General features: G+C 65.9%; 15 protein-coding genes. 5 read left to right on the plus strand and 10 right to left on the minus strand.

The window, feature by feature from the left end:
* Positions 1-94: 94 nt before the first annotated feature.
* The 3 genes from polX to H6955_01115 all read right to left on the minus strand — a co-directional run bounded on the left by polX (position 95) and on the right by H6955_01115 (position 3,790).
* Positions 95-1,819: a DNA polymerase/3'-5' exonuclease PolX gene (gene polX, locus H6955_01105; GenBank protein ID MCP5312121.1), complete on the minus strand. Its 1,725-nt coding sequence runs from the start codon at positions 1,817-1,819 to the stop codon at positions 95-97.
* Between the two features lie 81 nt (positions 1,820-1,900).
* Positions 1,901-3,331 (minus strand): RtcB family protein, encoded by a 1,431-nt coding sequence (locus tag H6955_01110; GenBank protein MCP5312122.1) that lies wholly within the window; start codon positions 3,329-3,331, stop codon positions 1,901-1,903.
* Positions 3,332-3,367: 36 nt separating this feature from the next.
* Positions 3,368-3,790, minus strand: a complete 423-nt coding sequence (locus H6955_01115) for an archease (GenBank protein MCP5312123.1) — start codon at positions 3,788-3,790, stop codon at positions 3,368-3,370.
* A gap of 205 nt (positions 3,791-3,995) precedes the next feature.
* Between H6955_01115 and H6955_01120 the strand changes: the two genes are divergently transcribed.
* The 3 genes from H6955_01120 to H6955_01130 all read left to right on the plus strand — a co-directional run bounded on the left by H6955_01120 (position 3,996) and on the right by H6955_01130 (position 6,684).
* The gene (locus H6955_01120; GenBank protein MCP5312124.1) at positions 3,996-5,006 is read left to right on the plus strand and encodes a zinc-dependent alcohol dehydrogenase family protein; all 1,011 of its coding nucleotides are present in this window, start codon (positions 3,996-3,998) and stop codon (positions 5,004-5,006) included.
* A gap of 106 nt (positions 5,007-5,112) precedes the next feature.
* A complete protein-coding gene (locus tag H6955_01125) occupies positions 5,113-5,730 on the plus strand; it encodes a phosphoribosyltransferase (GenBank protein MCP5312125.1) in 618 nt (205 codons plus the stop codon).
* A gap of 207 nt (positions 5,731-5,937) precedes the next feature.
* Positions 5,938-6,684, plus strand: coding sequence for a hypothetical protein (locus H6955_01130; protein MCP5312126.1), 747 nt, complete (start codon positions 5,938-5,940; stop codon positions 6,682-6,684).
* Positions 6,685-6,784: 100 nt separating this feature from the next.
* Here H6955_01130 and H6955_01135 read toward each other — a convergent pair whose 3' ends face one another.
* From H6955_01135 to H6955_01145, 3 genes are all read right to left on the minus strand, one after another.
* Positions 6,785-7,516, minus strand: coding sequence for a hypothetical protein (locus tag H6955_01135; GenBank protein MCP5312127.1), 732 nt, complete (start codon positions 7,514-7,516; stop codon positions 6,785-6,787).
* Positions 7,517-7,657: 141 nt separating this feature from the next.
* Complete coding sequence (locus tag H6955_01140) at positions 7,658-8,575, minus strand: DUF2950 domain-containing protein (GenBank protein MCP5312128.1); 918 nt, start codon at positions 8,573-8,575, stop codon at positions 7,658-7,660.
* 10 nt (positions 8,576-8,585) lie between these two features.
* Complete coding sequence (locus H6955_01145) at positions 8,586-9,893, minus strand: DUF3300 domain-containing protein (GenBank protein ID MCP5312129.1); 1,308 nt, start codon at positions 9,891-9,893, stop codon at positions 8,586-8,588.
* 620 nt (positions 9,894-10,513) lie between these two features.
* On the opposite strand from H6955_01145, the gene H6955_01150 reads away from it, so the two are divergent.
* On the plus strand, positions 10,514-10,837 hold the full coding sequence (locus tag H6955_01150; protein MCP5312130.1) for a hypothetical protein: 324 nt from the start codon (positions 10,514-10,516) through the stop codon (positions 10,835-10,837).
* 49 nt (positions 10,838-10,886) lie between these two features.
* Here the strand turns inward: H6955_01150 and H6955_01155 are convergent, their stop codons facing one another.
* The gene (locus H6955_01155; GenBank protein MCP5312131.1) at positions 10,887-12,869 is read right to left on the minus strand and encodes a cyclic nucleotide-binding domain-containing protein; all 1,983 of its coding nucleotides are present in this window, start codon (positions 12,867-12,869) and stop codon (positions 10,887-10,889) included.
* A 101-nt stretch (positions 12,870-12,970) separates the two neighbouring features.
* Between H6955_01155 and H6955_01160 the strand changes: the two genes are divergently transcribed.
* Positions 12,971-13,903: an acetylxylan esterase gene (locus H6955_01160; protein MCP5312132.1), complete on the plus strand. Its 933-nt coding sequence runs from the start codon at positions 12,971-12,973 to the stop codon at positions 13,901-13,903.
* Positions 13,904-14,022: 119 nt separating this feature from the next.
* Here H6955_01160 and H6955_01165 read toward each other — a convergent pair whose 3' ends face one another.
* The 3 genes from H6955_01165 to H6955_01175 form a co-directional block, all read right to left on the minus strand.
* The gene (locus tag H6955_01165; GenBank protein ID MCP5312133.1) at positions 14,023-14,715 is read right to left on the minus strand and encodes a haloacid dehalogenase type II; all 693 of its coding nucleotides are present in this window, start codon (positions 14,713-14,715) and stop codon (positions 14,023-14,025) included.
* Between the two features lie 167 nt (positions 14,716-14,882).
* Complete coding sequence (locus H6955_01170; GenBank protein ID MCP5312134.1) at positions 14,883-15,776, minus strand: amidohydrolase family protein; 894 nt, start codon at positions 15,774-15,776, stop codon at positions 14,883-14,885.
* A gap of 93 nt (positions 15,777-15,869) precedes the next feature.
* The gene (locus H6955_01175; GenBank protein ID MCP5312135.1) at positions 15,870-17,858 is read right to left on the minus strand and encodes a hypothetical protein; all 1,989 of its coding nucleotides are present in this window, start codon (positions 17,856-17,858) and stop codon (positions 15,870-15,872) included.
* Positions 17,859-18,007 lie beyond the last annotated feature (149 nt).

The raw sequence follows: 18,007 nt of genomic DNA on the forward strand, positions 1-18,007 counted from the left end.
TCGCGGCATACGCCCGGGCCGCTGCCAGGCGGCGCGCGCGCCGTAAGCCCGAACCCGGCCGCCACTCGATTCGACGTCTCCGCCCGTGACGCGATCAGCGGCGACGGCGCAGCAGCGACTTCAGCTTCGCCAGCGGCCGTGTATTGAGCACGTCGTCCTTCTCCAGCCAGCCACGCCGGGCCTGACCGACGCCGTAACGCAGGTTGTCGAAGTCCTGTACGCGGTGCGCGTCCGAGCTGATCGCCACCAGCACCTGCTCCTCATGTGCCATCTGACAATGGACGTCGACCAGGTCGAGCCGGTCGGGGTTCGCATTGAGTTCGAGACAACAACCGCTGTCGCGCGCGGCACGCACGACCCTCAGCATGTCGACATCGTAGGGTTCACGCGCCGCGAGCAGCCGACCGGTGGGATGGGCCAGGATCGAGACATGGGGATTGTCGAACGCGCGCAGGATGCGCTGGGTCTGCCGGGTGCGCGACAGATGGAACTGGCTGTGCACCGCGGCGACCACCAGATCGAGTTCCGACAGGACCTCGTCGGGGAGATCGAGGCTGCCGTCTTCGAGGATATCGACCTCGATGCCCTTGAGGACCGTGAACCCGCGCAGGGTTTCGTTGAGCCGATCGATCTCTTCGATCTGGCGGCGCAACCGCCGTGTGTCGAGACCGTGGGCCATCGTCAGACGCCGTGAGTGTTCGGTGATCGCCAGGTAGGCGAAGCCGCGCGACTGGGCGGCCTCGGCCATCTCGCGCAGGGTGTTGTGACCGTCGGTGGCGCGCGTGTGGGCATGCAGGTCGCCGCGCAGATCGCTCAACTCGACCAGCTTCGGAAGCCTGCCGGCACGCGCCGCTTCGATCTCGCCGTGATTCTCACGCAGCTCCGGCGCGATCCATGGCAGCCCGACGGTCTCGTAGACCGATGCCTCGGTGTCGCCGGCGACACGCTTCCTGCCCCGAAAGACACCGTATTCGCTGATCTTCAGGTGGCGTTGCCGGGCCAGCCTGCGCAGTTCGATGTTGTGCGCCTTCGAGCCGGTGAAGTACAGCAGGGCCGCGCCGAAATCCTGTGCATCGACGACCCGCAGGTCCACCTGGATGCCGCAACGCAGGCGCACGCTGGCACGCGTTCCTCCCCTGGAGAGCACCTGTGTGACTTCGTCGTAGCCGACGAAGCGATCCATCACGACGCGCGCGTCGCGGGCGGTTACCAGGATGTCGAGGTCGCCGACCGTCTCGCGGCTGCGCCGATAGCTGCCGGCGAGCACCACGTCGACCACCCCCGGCACCTTCGCCAGATGAGCGCGCAACGGTTCTGCATACTGGGCGGCGACCGCAAGCTTGAAGCGCTCGGGTTGACCGCTGCGCGCGGCGAGCGCGTCGAGGATGCGCTGCTCGGTCTTCGCACCGAAGCCGTGCAACTCGCGCACACGACCGTCGCGGGCGGCCCGCGCGAGTTGTTCGACCGTATTCACGTCGAGTTCGTGGTAGAGCGTACGTACGCGCTTGGGACCGAGACCCGGCACCTGCAGCATCTCCGCGACACTCGGCGGCGTGGCGCGTTGCAGCTTGGTCAGCAACCGGCACTTGCCGGTCTCGACGATCTCGCCGATCTTGGCGGCAAGGTCTTTGCCGATGCCGGGCAGCTCGGTGAGGTCTTCGCCGTTCGCAAGCAGCTCGGCGACCGGCACGCCGAGCGCTTCGAGTTCACGCGCGGCATTGCGATAGGCACGCACGCGGAAAGGATTGGCGTTTTCGATCTCCAGCAGATCGGCGATCTGCTGGAACAACGCGGCAACCTCTGCATTGTGTACTGGCATCGTCGACTCACTGTGCCGCGGCGCGCCTGGGAGCTTGGCCTCCCCCGACGGGGTCCGCCGTCCAGACCGCCGCGATCTTCCCTACCCTTTGATACAGACCAACGGTTCCAGCTTCGCGACCTTGCGCGCGAGGCCGGCGGCCTCGGCGGCATCGACGACCGCGGTGACGTCCTTGTAGGCGCCCGGTGCCTCCTCCGCAACGCCGCGGGCACTCGGGCTGCGGATCAGGATACCGCGGGCGCCGAGTTCATCGATGACCTGCCGACCCTGCCAGCGACGGTGCGCCTGGTGCCGGCTCATCGCGCGGCCCGCGCCATGGCAGGCGGAACTGAAGCCGTGTGTCCCATCCTGCTCGGTCCCCGCAAGGACATAGGAGCAAGTCCCCATCGAACCGCCGATCAGCACCGGCTGACCGAAGGCGCGCAGCGCCTCCGGAACATCCGGGTGCCCGGGCCCGAAGGCCCGCGTCGCGCCCTTGCGATGCACATACAGCTTGCGCGGTCTGCCGTCGACCGCGTGTTGCTCGAGCTTGCAGGTGTTGTGTGAGACGTCGTAGAGCAGCGCGAGCCTGGCCTGCGGCAAGACGCCGGCGAAGGACCCGCGCACCAGGTGCGTGATGATCTGGCGATTCGCGAAGGCGCAATTGATCGCGGCCCGCATCGCACCCAGGTAGTCCTGGCCGATGCGTGAATGGATCGGCGCGCAGGCGAGTTCGCGGTCCGGCAACGCGATCCCCTGGTGCGCTGCGGCGACCGCCATCGACTTCAGAAACTCGGTCCCGATCTGGTGTCCGAGACCACGCGAGCCGCAGTGCAGGCTGACCACGACATCGTCCTCGCCGAGCCCGAATCCGGCGGCCGCCACGGGGTCGTGGATGGACGCGACGCGCTGTACCTCCAGGTAGTGGTTGCCGCTGCCGAGCGTGCCCATCTCATCACGTTGCCGCTGTTTCGCATGCTCCGAGACCGCGGCAGGCTGCGCATCGGGCATCCGGCCATGCTCTTCGATCCGCTCCAGGTCCGCGGGCTCACCGAAACCCTGTTCGACCGCCCAGGCCGCTCCGCCGGCGAGCATCGCGTCCATCTCGCGCCGATTCAGGCGGATCGCGCCGGTGCTGCCGAGACCGGCCGGTATATCGCGATACAGGCGATCGGCGAGCGCACGCTGTACCGGCAGCAGGTCTGCGGTCTTCAGACCGGTGTGCAGGCAGCGCACGCCGCAGGCGATGTCGAAACCGACACCGCCCGCCGACACGACACCGCCCTCGTCCGCATCGAACGCGGCGACGCCGCCGATCGGAAAACCGTAGCCCCAGTGCGCGTCGGGCATCGCGTAGGCTGCCTGAACGATACCGGGCAGGGTCGCGACGTTGCACGTCTGCTCGTAGACCTTGTGGTCCATCTCTCGAATCAATGCCTCACTGGCGAAGATCACGGCCGGCACGCGCATCCCACCGTGCGGCCGGATCTCCCAGCGGTATTCGGAATGGCGTAAGAACAGCGACGGATCCATGACTGTTCCGCTCCTTTGATCTGTGCGGCGCCGGCCTCAGACGTCGACGACGCATTGTGCGGTCCACCCGACCCTGTTCTGATGCCAGACCCGCAGCGCCGTGTAGGTGGCACCCTTGACCTCGACCGCCGGGTGGTGCTTCGCGGCATCGATAGGCTCCCCCCATGCCCGTGCCGTGAGGCGGTGATCGTCGATACGCACCTCGAACCGGCCGAACAGCAGGTGACGCGTGGCGATTTCGAAGACCAGGGCGTTCAACCAGTCGACCAGCAGCAACTCGTCGTCAGTCGCCTCGCAGCGCAACTCGACGGCCGCGAGCGGAGCGACCCGTGCGGGATCGGTCACCACCGCGATCATTGCCAGCGCCGCCTGCTCGAACGCCTCGTCACGGGTCGCACCGATGCCGCGAACGCCGACGTCCGCATCGTGCGGAAAGTGCTCCCAATGCCCGGTGATCATTCAGCAGGTCCCGGTCGAAAACGGCCGTCCGGTCATGTCGCCTACAGAAAATTATAGGTCGTGCCGATCCCTCGCACCTTGCACCGTACCGCTCTCCTCGACCGCCACTGACACGACTCAATGGATGGACGGCGGACACGGCGGCACCAGGGCCCGCAGTGGTAGAGTGAAAGTTGCCCAGGGACATTGCCGGAAAGGTGTTCAGATGCGCGCGATGGTGATCAACCGGGTCTCGCCCGTGCTGCAGGGGACGACACCCTTGCAGCTGGTCAACCTGCCGGTTCCGGAACCGGCGGCCGGCGAGTTGCGAGTACGCGTGGCAACCTGTGGCGTGTGTCACACCGAGCTGGACGAGATCGAGGGTCGCACCCCGCCGCCACACTTTCCGGTGGTTCCGGGCCACGAGATCGTCGGCCGCGTCGACAAGCTGGGTGCCGGGGCGCAGCGATACCGGATCGGTGACCGCGTCGGCATCGGCTGGATCCATTCATCGTCGGGCGCGGCAGACGAAAACCTCGACCCCGCATTCAAGGCGACCGGCCGCGACGTCAACGGCGGATACGCCGAGTACCTGACGGTACCCGAGGCCTACACCTACCCGATCCCGGAGATTTTTTCGGACCAGGAGGCGGCACCGCTGCTGTGCGCGGGCGGTGTCGGTTACCGTGCCCTGAAGCTCACCGGGATCCGCGACGGCGACTCTCTCGGCCTGACCGGATTCGGCGGATCGGCGCACATCGTGCTGCAACTCGCGCGTCATCTGTATCCGCACAGCCGGCTGTACGTGTTCGCACGCGATCCGCAGGCACGCCGCTTCGCACGCGACCTGGGTGCCGATTGGGCCGGTGAGACGCAGGAACGGCCGCCGGATCTGCTGCATGCGGTGATCGATACCACCCCGGCCTGGTTACCGGTGATCGCCGCGCTCGGCGTGCTGCGGCCGGGCGGCCGCCTTGTGATCAACGCGATCCGCAAGGAGGACGGTGACAAGCGGCAGCTGCTGGAACTCAGCTATCAGCACCACCTGTGGCTCGAGAAGGAGATCAAGACGGTCGCCAACGTCACGCACACCGATCTCGCTGAGTTTCTGCCGATCGCGGCGCAGATCCCCATCCGGCCCGAGGTATCGACCTATGCGCTGGAGCAGGCGAACGAGGCACTGGTCGACCTGAAACATCGACCGGTGCGCGGCGCCAAGGTACTGCAGATCGGCTGAAGCGGCGCGTTTCACGCAGATCGGTCACGACGCGTGGTGCGTGGTGCGCGTGACCCTGGCGCTATAGCGGCCGTCGCCGCGTCGTTCGACCGAAGGGGTGGGAAAGATGGCGTACGAATTCATCAGCTGGCGACGCTTCGAACGGCTTTGCGGCACGCTGTACAGGCGCATCGCGGACTCGGGTTACACACCGGACCTGATCATCGCCATCGCGCGCGGCGGCTATCCCGTGGCGCGGCTGCTGGCCGACTACTTCGGCATCATGGCGCTCGTCAGTCTCAAGATCGAGCACTACCGTGGACCGGACCGGACGCCGAACGCGATCGTGCGCTACCCGCTGCCGTTGGAGATCGACGACCGGCGGGTGCTGCTGGTCGACGACGTCAGCGATTCCGGTGACACCTTCACGGCCGCACTGCACCACCTGAGGGAGCACGGAACGCCGGCCGCGCTGCGCACCGCGGTGCTGCACCACAAACTGACCGCGAGCCTGGCGCCCGACTACCACGCCCAACGTATCCGCAACTGGCGCTGGATCACCTATCCCTGGGCGATCGTCGAGGATCTCACGGTGCTGGCGAGCCGCTGTTCGCCCGCTCCCGTGGATACGCATGCACTGGCCCGCTACGTCCGCGAGGAGATCGGCATGCGCCTGCCATCCGGTGTTCTCGCGCAGATCGCGCCGATCGTATTGGAACGTCTGCGCGACGGTGCGCCCCGGTGACACCGGCCACACACGGTTGCTGTCCAAAGGTGCCCGGTACATGACCCGGAGGCGAAACCGTGGTCACCGCAAGCGTTCGCGAACACATCCACCCGGTCTCAGACCCTTTCGCACCGAATGGGGTGCACGGCGGTCGATACAGGTCCGCTCAATTCGGTCGCTGCCCGGCCGATACGCATCGATGAGCAGCGTTGCGAGGCCGGTGCCATGAAAGAGTCCGTGGACATGAACATTGCCGCCGAGGTGGTGATGCTGTTGGCCCGCCTCGGCGTACGCGACGCGCGTTGCCTGCGGATCTACCAGGATGCGGTGCGTCAGGCGATCGAGCACGAAACGGGCGGCCAGGAGGAGCCGGACTGGTCGGCACTGCCGACGATGCTGCAACGTCAGCTCGTTCTACTGGAGACTTCCTTGCGCGATTCCGCGGCGCGCAGGTCGCCGGTCGCGGCGGCACAATCTGCCGACGCGGACCCGACCGTGCCCACGGAAGACAAGGCCGCGCGGAACCCGGCGCGCCGCCGGCCACTGTCATCCGGCCATGCCCCCGAAGTACGCAGCATGGAAGAAAAGCTTCACGACGAACGCCTGCCGATCCAACAGTTGCTGCGCGAAGACTGTGTCCACGTCGGTTTGATCGACCCCAAGACCGCCGAGCGCCTGGTCGGCAACATGACCGGAAAGACCAGCCGTGACGCCGAGCTGGAGATCGTCGAGCACCTGCGCCAGCACCTGCAGGATCAGGTCAAGGGCTTCATTCGCAAGGCCAAAGGCGGACCCTGGGGAGACCCTCGTACCCAGGAGGATCTGCGCAAGGACATCCATGCGGCGCGCAGCGTACGCAGCGTGCTGATGCTGGCCCGCCAAGTCGTGAAGGAATACCAGACCTGGGAACAGGAACACGGTCGCCACGGCATCCTTGGCCTGTTCAGCCCACGGCGAAAACTGGCCCGCTGAACGATCGCGTTGTCCGACTCCGGCGACTGCCGGCAACCGGCCGCTGCGCGTGTCACCATCACACGACCCGACCGCTCGACCGGCCCCGCAAAGGGCAGGGTCAGAACTGGAACGACAGCCCGACCGCCGGCCCTGTGAACGCCACGTCGAAAATGAAGCCGTCCCTTTCGAAATCCGCAGTCAGATAACGGTAACCGGCACGCAGTTTCAGACTGTCGGTGAGGCTGTAATCGGCCTCGATCGCCAGATTGGCCATCGAGTCCGCATTGACGCCAAAGCCGCCGACATCGGCCCGTGCACGCACGCGCCAGTGGTCGGAAAACCGGTGGGTGTAGCGCACACCCAGGAACGGATCCGCCCAGTCTTTCCTGACCGACGACTCAGGGCCCGGATTCGAATCCAGCGACGTCCTGATCGAGAAGTACCGGGCACCCCCGAGCAGTTCCCAGTCGGGGTGGCTCTCCAGCCGGTAGGCCGCTGCACCCTCGAACATGTATCCCTCGAGTTCGGCCGATATCTCGAGCAATCGGCCATCTCTGACGTCGTCGGCATAGTCGAGATGCAGGGTGTCGACCAGGACCCGCCAGCGATCACGACCCGCTTCGAAAGCGAGAAAGTAGGCCGCCTGCAGGTTCTCGAGCGCAAAAAAAGACCCATCGCCGACGTCGGGCGCGCTGACCGGGGTGTCTCCACCTGTTGCGAGGTCACCACTGATGGTTGCGCCCCAGATGTAGGGCGTGATCTCGAACTGCCAGTCCTCGGCATGGGCGATGCCCGGTGGCACCGGCAACGCAAGTGACAGTGCCGCCGCCACGGCTGGCGGTAGTGGCATCGGTAGCCTCATACAGGGTCCTCTGGATATCTCGAAGGCGCCGCCGCAAGCGGCCTGCGGCGGCACCGTTGTGTGGAACACCGCGCGAACGGCTGCATCCAACGCCAATGCATTGCGTGTGCTGGCGTCAGCCGTCCGTGCTCAGCGCAGATCGACCACGTCGTCGAACGCGTCCAGCGATGGCGTCCAACGCGCATCGGGATCGAAGGTCGCGATGCCCGCCGCGTACTCGCCTCCTTCAGGTCCGAGGTCGGCCTCGTACACCGTTCCATCGCGTCCCATCATGAAACTCATCACGCCGCTGTCGCCGTATTCGGCCGGCCAGGCAACGATGCCGAATCCACCGGTCATATTGCCCCGCTCGACGTAATCTTCCGCGCCGCCCGGTGCGTTGGCGCCCTGCCCCGTCAGGATGCGATAGAAATAGCCGTGGTATGCCGTCCCCGGTTCACGTTCGGCCAACAGCGGTCCGAGCGGACTGACGTCTCCAGCGGACGCAGAGTCCCAGTAGAGCCCGTCGCGTGTCCCCGGCGTACTGCGGAAACGCTGTGCGTACTCCAGCACGCCGTCGCCGTCACGGTCCAGTTGTGCGTACTCGACCTGAGCATCGTGATACGCCAGTACTGCCTGAATCGTCGACAGTTCGTTCGCCCCGATCCGTCTCATGCGGATCAGTATGCGACCGCGTTCGGTGTCGAAATGCCAGCCCTGGTCGCCCCTGACGATCGGGATCGGGAGCGTCCAACCGTGTTCGCCGACCGCCAGCATCCGGGTGTCTGGCGATGTCGACTGCAAGGTATCGAACGCCATCCAGGCGGCGAGGAATTCATCGACCGGATCCGCCCGGTCGGCGTCCGACGGCAGCAGATCGGCATAGTCCTCGCCGAGCAAGGCCGACAGGGCCGCCGAATCATCGCGCGCCACCGCGACCACCAGCGCCTTCGCGGTGGCTTCAGGGGTTGCGAAACTTTGCTGTGCCGCCGATACCGGCGCCAGCGTCAAGAAGGTTGCGATCAAACTGATCAGACCGGCCCACAAGGTGTCGCAGAATCTTTTCATCGTGTCGCTCCTAGCGGCGTCCGCCGAATCCACCACCCATGCCGCCACCACCGAGGCGACCTCCCCCACCGCTGAACCCGCCTCCGCCGCCCAGCGAACGGCTGCTGCGTGCCCCGCGGTCGGCACTCCTTCGGGTGTCGCGTCCGCTGTTCAGACCGCTGAGCGCATTCCCTGAACGGCCCGCCTTCGACGTTCTCGCGGTGTCACCCACCTTTGCGCCGGCCGCCGCGCCCCTGCCGCGGTCGACCTGGGACATCTGGCTTGCGGCCCTGCCCCTGTTCGCCTCGCCTACCTGGGTACGCACCTTCTCACCGGCCGACCCCCTGAGTTCGCTGCGACCCGCGGCCGGATCCACACCCTTGCTTTTCATCGCCTCCATCGCTTTCTGCCGCTCGGCGTCCCGGCCACGAAATTCCTGCCGCTTGTCCGCACCATCCAGTTTCTGGGCATATTTCTGACGACTCGCTTTGTCGGCATACGGCGTGCCCTTGCGGTTGATCGAATTGTGCTTCCACGAAACCTTGTTCTGGTTCACGTCGATCTTGCGATTGATGTTGATGTTGTTGTACCGGTTCACGTCGATATCGATATCGTGGTGATGCCAATCGAACCCTCCCCAGATGGAGTTGGTGATCGCGATACCGACGCCGAAACCGATACCGGTGACCAGGCCCGCGGTGAAACCGTATCCCGGGGGCGGTGGGTAGTAGTACGGCGGATAGGCTGGCCACCACCAGGTCCCGTAGACGATCGTCGGGTTGTAGGTAGGCACATAGACCACCTGTGGGTCGGCTGGCTCGATCTTGATCACCGTCTGGCTGGCCGAGGTGTCGACAACGACCTTCTGCTGTTCGCTGTTTTCGAGATTGCCCGCCTCCTTGGCCTTCTTGCGCAATCCCTGAACCGTATCCATGACGTCGTCGGGATCGGCAAGGAACGCATCCCCCATATCCTTTACCCAGTCCGGCTTGTCGCCCATCATCGCCAACGCCTGGGGAAATGCGACCAGCGACGCCACGCTCGGGTCCCAGGCCTTGTCCTGTACCGCGGTGACCGCGGCGTCACCCTTCTGGTCGGGGTTATCCTTCGACCATTTGGCCGCTTCAGCGACCTGGTCCGGGTAGGTGGACGCCATCAGGATCTGCGACAGCAGCGAATCCGGATACAACGCCACAGGCGCCATCAACTGATCGAGCTTGGCCTGCTTGTCATCGTCGGCATGGACCACCGACCACGTCGAGCAAAGCGCGCTCAGCAGCACGATCGCGATGATCGGCCCCAACCCGACCGGCCGCCCGGCAAACGTCGTTCGTTTCATCTCTCCCCCTCCGTGCATGCATTCTTCGTACGCTCGATACGGTCGCCGACTTGTGGGTGAACTGCCGCGTCTCGTCGTGTTGACCGTACGGACCCGATCCCCTTCGTGGCCAAAGATCCGGCGGCGGCCACCGAACGTTGCCGGGCCGTCAGGAAATATCGAGGCCCTGAGGATCCGCCCCACCCCCTTGGGGACCAAATCCGCATCATATTCCGCAGATAGTCAAAAGACCTATCTTTTAGCGCGTGGCGAGATCCGGTCGAGCGAGCGCGGACGATTCCCGGTTCGACGGTGCACCGCGCCAAGGCCTTGCACAACCATAGATCGTGATGCCCAATACGGCGGCAGGAAGACACACCGTTCGCCGCGCCTCGCCCAATGATGGGCCGGCGAGATAACCGCCCCTCCCGGCGGCAGGCCACTTTGATCCACGGCACGGACGGTGAACGGTTTCACAAACTGCCGACACCGTGCGGCCGCTGCGGACGGTTTGCGATATATCGCCCGGGTACCTGCGGGTTCCTGCGCCGACGCCGAGGAGCCGCTGCGCCCATACCCGCGATACCGTCGGGCAACGCCCGGACCGCACCCGTCACCGCTGCAAGCCAAGGAGATGAACCGTGCCACTGCGCTATCTGAAGCCGTTGACGTACTGCGCAGCCCTTTTCGCCAGCTCCATCGCCCAGGCCGACGGCTGGGTCTGCAGCAAGGCGGACCTGGTACGCGAGGTCACGGTCTTCTACCCCGACGCACCGGCCCAGTTGCCATGCCGGGTGTACTACAGCAAGTCGACCGAGCACGCCATGCCGCGGGTGCTGTGGGACGCCACGAAAGAGGAAAACTATTGCGAGCGCAAGGCGCAAGCGTTCGTCCGCAAGCTCAGGACCATGGGTTGGAGCTGTTCCGAGGAGACCGGCGAATCGCGCTCCGCGGGAGCGGACTGATCGCGAACCGGCGTCCGGCGCCGTGGCCCCCCACGCGCGGGCGTGCCGCTCACATAGCCGCGAGTTCGATGGCTTCGCGGACGTGGTCGCGATACTGGGCCTGCAAGGTCGCGACGAAATCGAACAGTGCCTGGTCACCGCTACCGGCGAGACGCTCCGAGAGCCGGAACGGTGGAAAGACGATCGCCGCCGTCGTCGTGCGCGTGAGGCGCTTGTCGAAGTTTGCGACCGCGATCGGCACTATCCACGGCTCGGGGTCGACGGCCGCCGCGAGCCTGAATGCGCCTGCCTTGAAGGTACCGGGTGACGCCTCGGTGTAGTTGCAGCGTCCCTCTGGCGCTATCAGCAGATTTCTTCCGGCATGCAGATGTTCCGTTGCGCGTTCGATGAATCGACGGTTTCGCTGCTCACGCGTGACCGCCTGGTCACGATCTTCCTCGTCCACGTCGCCCGGGTAGACATACAGGTAGTCGAGCCGGTCGAAATACAGCTGGTAGCCAAACCATCCCATCTCCGGTTTGCGTACCACGCGCACGGGTGCCTCGCCGTATCGACGGAAGAGGATCATGCTGGAGACGAAATGGCTGTCGAGGGTCAGGCGGAACGCGTTCGGCAGCATCGTGTCCATGTGGTTCTCGAGGTGATTCATGATCACGATGTTGCCGGGTGCATCGGGCAACAGATCCTGTCCGCGGACGCGGTGAGACAGCCCGCTGAACAGCGCCACGAACGACTCCATGCTCCGCCTTCTCACCTGTTCCGGTGTCAGGCTCGGGGGTGCGTTCGCAACTGCCTCATAGGTGCGCTGCAACCCCTGGTACAGATCCAGTTCACGACGCACCTCCTGCAACAGTTCGAGTGAAAGTTCGGCGAGATTGCGTTCGGTGGCGTCACCGTGCGCGCGCGTCAGCTCCAATGCATGAAAGGCATCCGACAGGGTCAGGCGATTCTCCAGGAGGTAGGGAATCTTGTGTAGCGGCGAACTGACCGGCAGTGATTCCGCGGCCTGATCGAGCAGGGTACGCATCGCGCGGACCTCTTCGCCATAACGCCGGGCGACCAGCCGGACCCGGTTGAATCGCAGCCGGGAACTGATCGCGTGCAGTACCCGGCGCATGATGCGCACACCGATCTCCGGTTCCTGCTCGCAGAGCCGCTGCAGGGTGTCACTGGGCAGAGCGACCACGTGCGTCAGCTCCAGCGCGAAGGCCAAGGTATGGTAGCGCCGCGGATCGACCAGCGCCGACCAACCGATCAGGTCGCCCACGCCCTCCATCGCGCGGAGATAGACGCAGCGCTCGCCGCCTGCGTCGCAGTAGGAAAACGCGATCCGTCCGTCTACCAGCAGATAGATGGCGTCGGCAATGCCATCCTGCCTGAACAGTTCATCATTCGGCGCCAGTGTCCTGATCGATGCCTGGTGTGCCAACCAGTCGAGCAGGCGTGGCTCGAACCCTTCGAACAACGCCGAGTGAGCCAGGAAGTCGAGCATCGGCTGCGACTCCCGCAGACGGTCGATGGTCCAGGGACTGTCAGGCTGACGCGCCGGCTCGGGCAAGATGTCGGGTTGCGCCGAGCGGGCATCAGCCGTTTTGAGTAACCCGGAGCGTTCCAGTTCGAGCCGCGCCGCGAGCGATTCGGTAACCCGGCGCAGGAGTTTCAACCCGCTTGCAGGATCGTCCTCGACCAGGGCATCGATCACGTGATGCGGGAATCGCAGGAGCCGGCACGGACCCGCACAGCGCACGTCGGTCATGTAACGGTAGGGTGCGCGAAGCACTGACCAGCCGATGATCAGACCGGGCTCGTGTCCCACGCCCACCAGCAGTCTGCCGCTGCCGTCGACCTCGATCAGGAATTGCACCTGCCCGGAGAGCAACACGAACAACGCGATCGCCCGGTCGTGCTGACGGGTCACCAGGGCATTGTTTTCGAGCTCCACGATGCGCGCCGCATCAGCGAGCGATTGCAGAACGCTGTCGCTCAGGCCGCGCAACAACGGCAGCCCCCTGAGTGTGTCGATCGATACCATCGCCCACCCGCCACATGGAACCATGTACGCCCGACGCCAGCTGCCGATCGGCCGGGCTCGCATGTTAAGTTTAGCGGATGCGGCATCGTTTCAAGCCAGCGTTGACCCGACCTGAAGACTTCGACGCCTTCTGGGACAGCACGCGGCTGCAGCTCGAACAACTGGACCCCGCCGTCGAGCGCCTGGCCACCACCGAAGATGGCGGACCACCGGCTGTTGCACTCGAGCGGGTCGGCTTCATGTCGCTCGGACGCGCGCGCATATCCGCTCACATGCTGCATTGGCGCGATGACCGACCGCGCCCCCTGGTCGTCGGCAGCCACGGCTACGGCGGACACTGCACACCACGCTGGGACTGGGCGGCGCGTGGCGTGAATGTGATCAGCGTCGATATCCGCGGCTGCGGCCTATCGGCCGGCGCCCTGCCGCATCCATCACGCTGGGGTTATGTACTGACCGGCATCGAGACCCCTGAAACCTCGGTCATCAGGCAGGCCGTTTGCGACTACATGCAGGCCGCGCGCGTTGCGCAGGGATTGCTCCGAGAACGTGTGACGAAAACGGTATTCGAAGGGGTCAGTTTTGCCGGCGGACTGGCACTGATGGCGCAGGCAGTGATGGGTGAAGCGGACCTGCTCGCGGTCGGCGTGCCGACCTTTGGCTGGGCCGAGGGCCGCAACCTGTTCGTCCGCTCCGGGTCCGGCGCCGAGATCGGCGCCTACCTGGCACGCCGGCCCGACCACGCCGAGGATGTCATGCTGGTGTTGCGTTATTTCGATACGGTCAACTTCGCCGATCGCGTCACCTGCCCCACGCTGCTCGCCCTCGGTCTCGAGGACGAAGTGGTGCCGGCCAAGACCGTGTACGCAATCGCCAACCATCTGCAGGTGCCGTTCGAGTTGCTCGAGTTCCCGATCAGTCATTCGGGCGGCCCCGAAGAGGCACAATGGCAATGCTTCGACGACCGCTGGCTGAACATCGCGTTGAATGGGCTACCCGAAGGGTTCGGCAAACGCGAAATGCCTCCGTGCTGATCCGCTGAGCGCGGATCTCCGATACGCCGCGTCGCCACGAACGAGACCCATGATCCGGTACACCGGGCCCGCTGAGTGCCTTGAATCCGCGCTTCACACCCGGCTTCTCGCCCGGCGGGTCACGGCGCGCGGTCTGAATGGTGGCCCCCGATCACCGCTTTCAATTCGCCCAGGCCGGCGACCGTCGCCGTCGGCGCCATGTCCCAGGGGTCGAACACGGCATCCGGCGACCGCCGCAGCCATGCCGCACGCATCCCGGCCGAGATCGCACCGATGACGTCGAACGGGTTGCTCGACACCAGCCACGCAGCGTCTCCGCTCGTCCCTGCCCGACGCAGGAACAGATCGTAGACTGCCGGATCGGGCTTGAACGACGCCAGGTCGTCGACGCTGACGATATCGATGAAGAAATCGGCGATGCCGGCGCCGGTCAGCAATGCCGCCACCGCGGACTCGGTACCGTTCGAGAATGCGTACAGGCGAAAGCCGGCATCGCGCAGCTGCGCCAGGCCGTCACCGACGTCGGGGAATGCCGGCAGACACCGATACTCGGCGAGCAACGCCCCTTTCTGCTCTCCGGACATCGCGATGCCGTTCACGGCACAGGTGTAATCGAGCGCCTGACGCGTACATACCGCGAAATCGACGTAGTTCCGCATCAGGCCTCGCCGGAAGGCGTATTCGAGCTGCTTGTCGCGCCAGGTCGAAGAGAACGCCTCGGTGCGCTCGCCGACGATCGCGCGCAATGCGTTCACGACACCGTGGGTATCGATCAGGGTGCCGTAGATATCGAATGCGAGCGTCGTCGGCATCTGCAGTTCCCCATGGCATCGAGGACGGTAGTCGGCGGATCGCCATGCCCGGGGAGTCCGGCCGGCTGACGGGGCATCGAGCGGCGGTCTGGAAACGATAGCACCGTTCGGTCTCTGCATGTCGACAGCGGGGTCACCGCAGGCCCGGCCGGTGCGGTCCTCTGCCTTCAGTCGAACCGACGGCCGGTGGGTACTGCATCCACCGGTGCACCGGCCGCCGCCGCTTCCGTCCGGAACAGCCGGTCGGCGTTGGCATGCGCGAGCCTGTCGGCAACCTCGGGCGGGAGCTGTGCGAGCCAGTGCCGGATCCTTGCGGTGACCTCTGCGATACCCTGCCAGCGTTTCACGTAGAAGGTGTCGATCGCCACCAGTATCCGGTCGGCGTGCCGAGTGAACAACGACCTCCAGGCCGGTTTCAGTGCACCGTTCTCGGTGAACCGCTCGTCGCGCACCGAGGTGTCGACGTACAGACCTAGCGGGAACCTGCGCAGCATCGCGTCGACCAGTGTCGGATCAGGTTGCGTACCGAGATGCGCCCATATCACGGTTGCCGCCGGGTGCCATTCGAAGACCTGTTGCACCACCTCGGCATCGCCGTGCAACAGGATCGGCAAGCCGCGGTCCGCCGCCAGGCCGACGATCTCTCTGAAAACCGGGTTCGCCTTGTCGCCGGCGAACAGATGGATCTCGCCGATACCCCTGTAGGTGCCGGTGTCCAGCAGTGCGCGCAGCCGCCCGGGGAGCGTCGGATCATGCATCCAGCTCGCCTTCTGCGTGTAGTCCTCGTACAGGCCCAGAAACGGCACGATGCGCGATGGCGCGAGCCGGTACAGCGACTGCACGCGCGCCGGCGGTTCGCCGACGACCACCATGCGGTCGATGCCTTCGCGGTCCATGATCCGGATGACGTCCTGCGGTGCAAAGACGCCGGCGTCTTCGGACTTGTAGTGGGAATGTGCATCGAAGATCCGGATGGGCTCGTCGGACGACGCCGACCCGCAGCACATCGGCAACAGGGCACAGACGGCTATCCCGGCGATTCGCTGGATGATGGACGACATCGGCATGTCTGTTCGGTGCGCAAAGGCTGACATTGTCCCCGGGACAGCCCCGGCGGTCGATCGGTATAGCGCCCGGCAAAGATCCGCCCGGCATCAATCGTCGTCCGCTGTCAGCCGCTCGACCGAATCCGCGTGCAGCAGCCCGCCGCCGTACAGACCGATCCAGGTACCTCCCTGTGCATCCACAGCGAACCCGCTGACCCGGTCACCCGACAGCGCGCCGGCGGCGACGCGCCGCCAGCTGGTGCCTTTGCCGAGGTAGAGTCCGTCGCCCCAGGTACCGGCCCAGATCCTGTCCGCGTGCGGTTCGACCGCGGCGATACGGATACCCTGCAATCCACGCCGCAGCACCTCACCGCCGGGCGACAGCTCGACCAGTCCGTCCGAGGTCCCTACCAGGAGTCGACCGCTCGCCGTCCACCGCATCGCGTCGATCGATCGTGTGCCCGGCCCCAGGGTCGCCAGCGGCTCGACCCTGTCACCGGCATACCGGAAGATGTCCCCGCCGACGGCGACCAGCAGGCCGCCGTCCGCCATCGCCAGAAGTGCGCCCACGTTGCCCGGCGGCAGGCCCTCGACCCGATCCAGTCCGTGCACCGGCCTCCAGCGCCAGAGTCCGTCGGCACCACCCATATAGACGGCATCCTGTCGACGGGCGATGGTTCGTATGCGCCCCGCCAGAGGCGCACCGCGCTCGCTCAGGCGCCACCAGCTGCCATTCGCGTAGCGGAACAATTCGCCGTACCAGCCACCGATCCAGGCCTGGTCGATGCCATCGACGTACAGCGTGGACCAGGCATTGAACTTGTCGCCGAACTGCGCCCGGTAGCGCCGGCGATCCAGCAGCACCTCCTGCTCGTCGCCCGACGCATGCCGCGTCAGTCCGTATTTGCTCAGGACCCACACCCGCCCGTCCGGACCCGTGCTCAGTCGCATCACGTCGGGATAGACGCCCGGCACCGCCTCGAGCGCCATCCACAGGCGCGCGCCGTCCCAGACCGTCGCCGCGGCAGCACCTGCCCGCAGCAGCGTCTGCGGCGCGTAGTACCAGGCGAGCCCGAGGAGCGCGGCCACTGCCAGCGGCAATCCCAGTTCGAACCGATACGCCGCAAGGCGACGCCCGCTCAAAGGCCGAGCGCGGCGCGGCACCGCAACCCGGTCGTGCCCGCGCGGGTACACGGGAAGCGGAAAGCGCGCGCGGTAATCGATCCCGGGGCCCTGTGCCTCGACCAGCAGTTCCCAATAGGCGATGCCTGGATCCGCTGTCAGCCGCGTGGTCCATGACGCGTTGTCCGGGAGCTGAAAGCGGATCGCGACCTCGGGATCGCGCCGGTGCGGCGAGATCCGCTGCCGCGCCTGCCAGCGCTGGGCGCTACGCAAAGTGACCCGACGGTGTCGCCCGTGGCCACGCGTCTCGAACCATTCCTCGACGAACCGCAGCGTGACATCCAGGTTCGGGAACCGGTTTGGCGACAGACCGACCGACAGAACATCGCCCGGGGAAAACGGAAACCGTGAGAACGACAGGCGGCTGCGGCCGAACTTCAGCGCCGCGGCAAGTCGGTACAGGAAGGCGAGCGCGCTCACCAATACGACCAGATCCATCCCGGCGGCGGCGATGCGTACCATCCAGGTCCCCTCGCCGCTGGCGAAGGCCCACCAGTTGAACGGCACCGCGAGAGCGGCGACCACCGCGGTGAGACCGAGCAGACGGACCCAGCCACCGGCCGGCTGATCCTCGATGCCCTGGGGGTCCCAGGGATAGTCGCGCAGCCAGGGCTGCGCCGCATGGCGCCGTTGGAGTTCCGCGACCCGGCGTCTGGCCGACAGCCCACGCACCGCGTATCCGAGCAGGATCGCGCCCGCGAGCGCGAACGTCACCCCCACAGCGCCGATCACCCATAGCGGGGCATGTGCGGTGCCAAGCAGTGGCAGATAGCCGAAACCGGCCAGGGACAGGTAACCGCCGAACGCAACGAACGGAAGCGCCAGCAACATCGCCGAGCCACCGTACGCGGTACGGTGGATTCGGCTCTCGAAGGCCCATACCGGCGTCGCCCGGCCATTCTCCAATGTCTCCATGCCCGCCCAGCTTCCGGTGGCCACAGCGCTTTCAGCGGCAGCGCCCAGGATATCTCGATGTCGGCGCACCATCCGGCACCGGTGTGTCGCAGCGCAACAAGCCGAATCGGCCGGCTTCAGCTATTTCCGTGCCTGTCGATAGCCTCAAT

The organism is Chromatiaceae bacterium (assembly GCA_024235395.1).
Classification (GTDB): Bacteria; Pseudomonadota; Gammaproteobacteria; order Chromatiales; family Chromatiaceae; genus Thiosocius.

What these genes read in the sequence shown, in the direction of transcription:
- H6955_01145 (MCP5312129.1), bottom strand. Translation starts at nt 9,893, where the DNA reads ATGAAACGAACGACGTTTGCCGGGCGGCCGGTCGGGTTGGGGCCGATC.
- H6955_01115 (MCP5312123.1), bottom strand. Translation starts at nt 3,790, where the DNA reads ATGATCACCGGGCATTGGGAGCACTTTCCGCACGATGCGGACGTCGGC.
- H6955_01140 (MCP5312128.1), bottom strand. Translation starts at nt 8,575, where the DNA reads ATGAAAAGATTCTGCGACACCTTGTGGGCCGGTCTGATCAGTTTGATC.
- H6955_01110 (MCP5312122.1), bottom strand. Translation starts at nt 3,331, where the DNA reads ATGGATCCGTCGCTGTTCTTACGCCATTCCGAATACCGCTGGGAGATC.
- H6955_01170 (MCP5312134.1), bottom strand. Translation starts at nt 15,776, where the DNA reads ATGTCGTCCATCATCCAGCGAATCGCCGGGATAGCCGTCTGTGCCCTG.
- polX (MCP5312121.1), bottom strand. Translation starts at nt 1,819, where the DNA reads ATGCCAGTACACAATGCAGAGGTTGCCGCGTTGTTCCAGCAGATCGCC.
- H6955_01165 (MCP5312133.1), bottom strand. Translation starts at nt 14,715, where the DNA reads ATGCCGACGACGCTCGCATTCGATATCTACGGCACCCTGATCGATACC.
- H6955_01125 (MCP5312125.1), top strand. Translation starts at nt 5,113, where the DNA reads ATGGCGTACGAATTCATCAGCTGGCGACGCTTCGAACGGCTTTGCGGC.
- H6955_01155 (MCP5312131.1), bottom strand. Translation starts at nt 12,869, where the DNA reads ATGGTATCGATCGACACACTCAGGGGGCTGCCGTTGTTGCGCGGCCTG.
- H6955_01175 (MCP5312135.1), bottom strand. Translation starts at nt 17,858, where the DNA reads ATGGAGACATTGGAGAATGGCCGGGCGACGCCGGTATGGGCCTTCGAG.
- H6955_01135 (MCP5312127.1), bottom strand. Translation starts at nt 7,516, where the DNA reads ATGCCACTACCGCCAGCCGTGGCGGCGGCACTGTCACTTGCGTTGCCG.
- H6955_01120 (MCP5312124.1), top strand. Translation starts at nt 3,996, where the DNA reads ATGCGCGCGATGGTGATCAACCGGGTCTCGCCCGTGCTGCAGGGGACG.
- H6955_01130 (MCP5312126.1), top strand. Translation starts at nt 5,938, where the DNA reads ATGAAAGAGTCCGTGGACATGAACATTGCCGCCGAGGTGGTGATGCTG.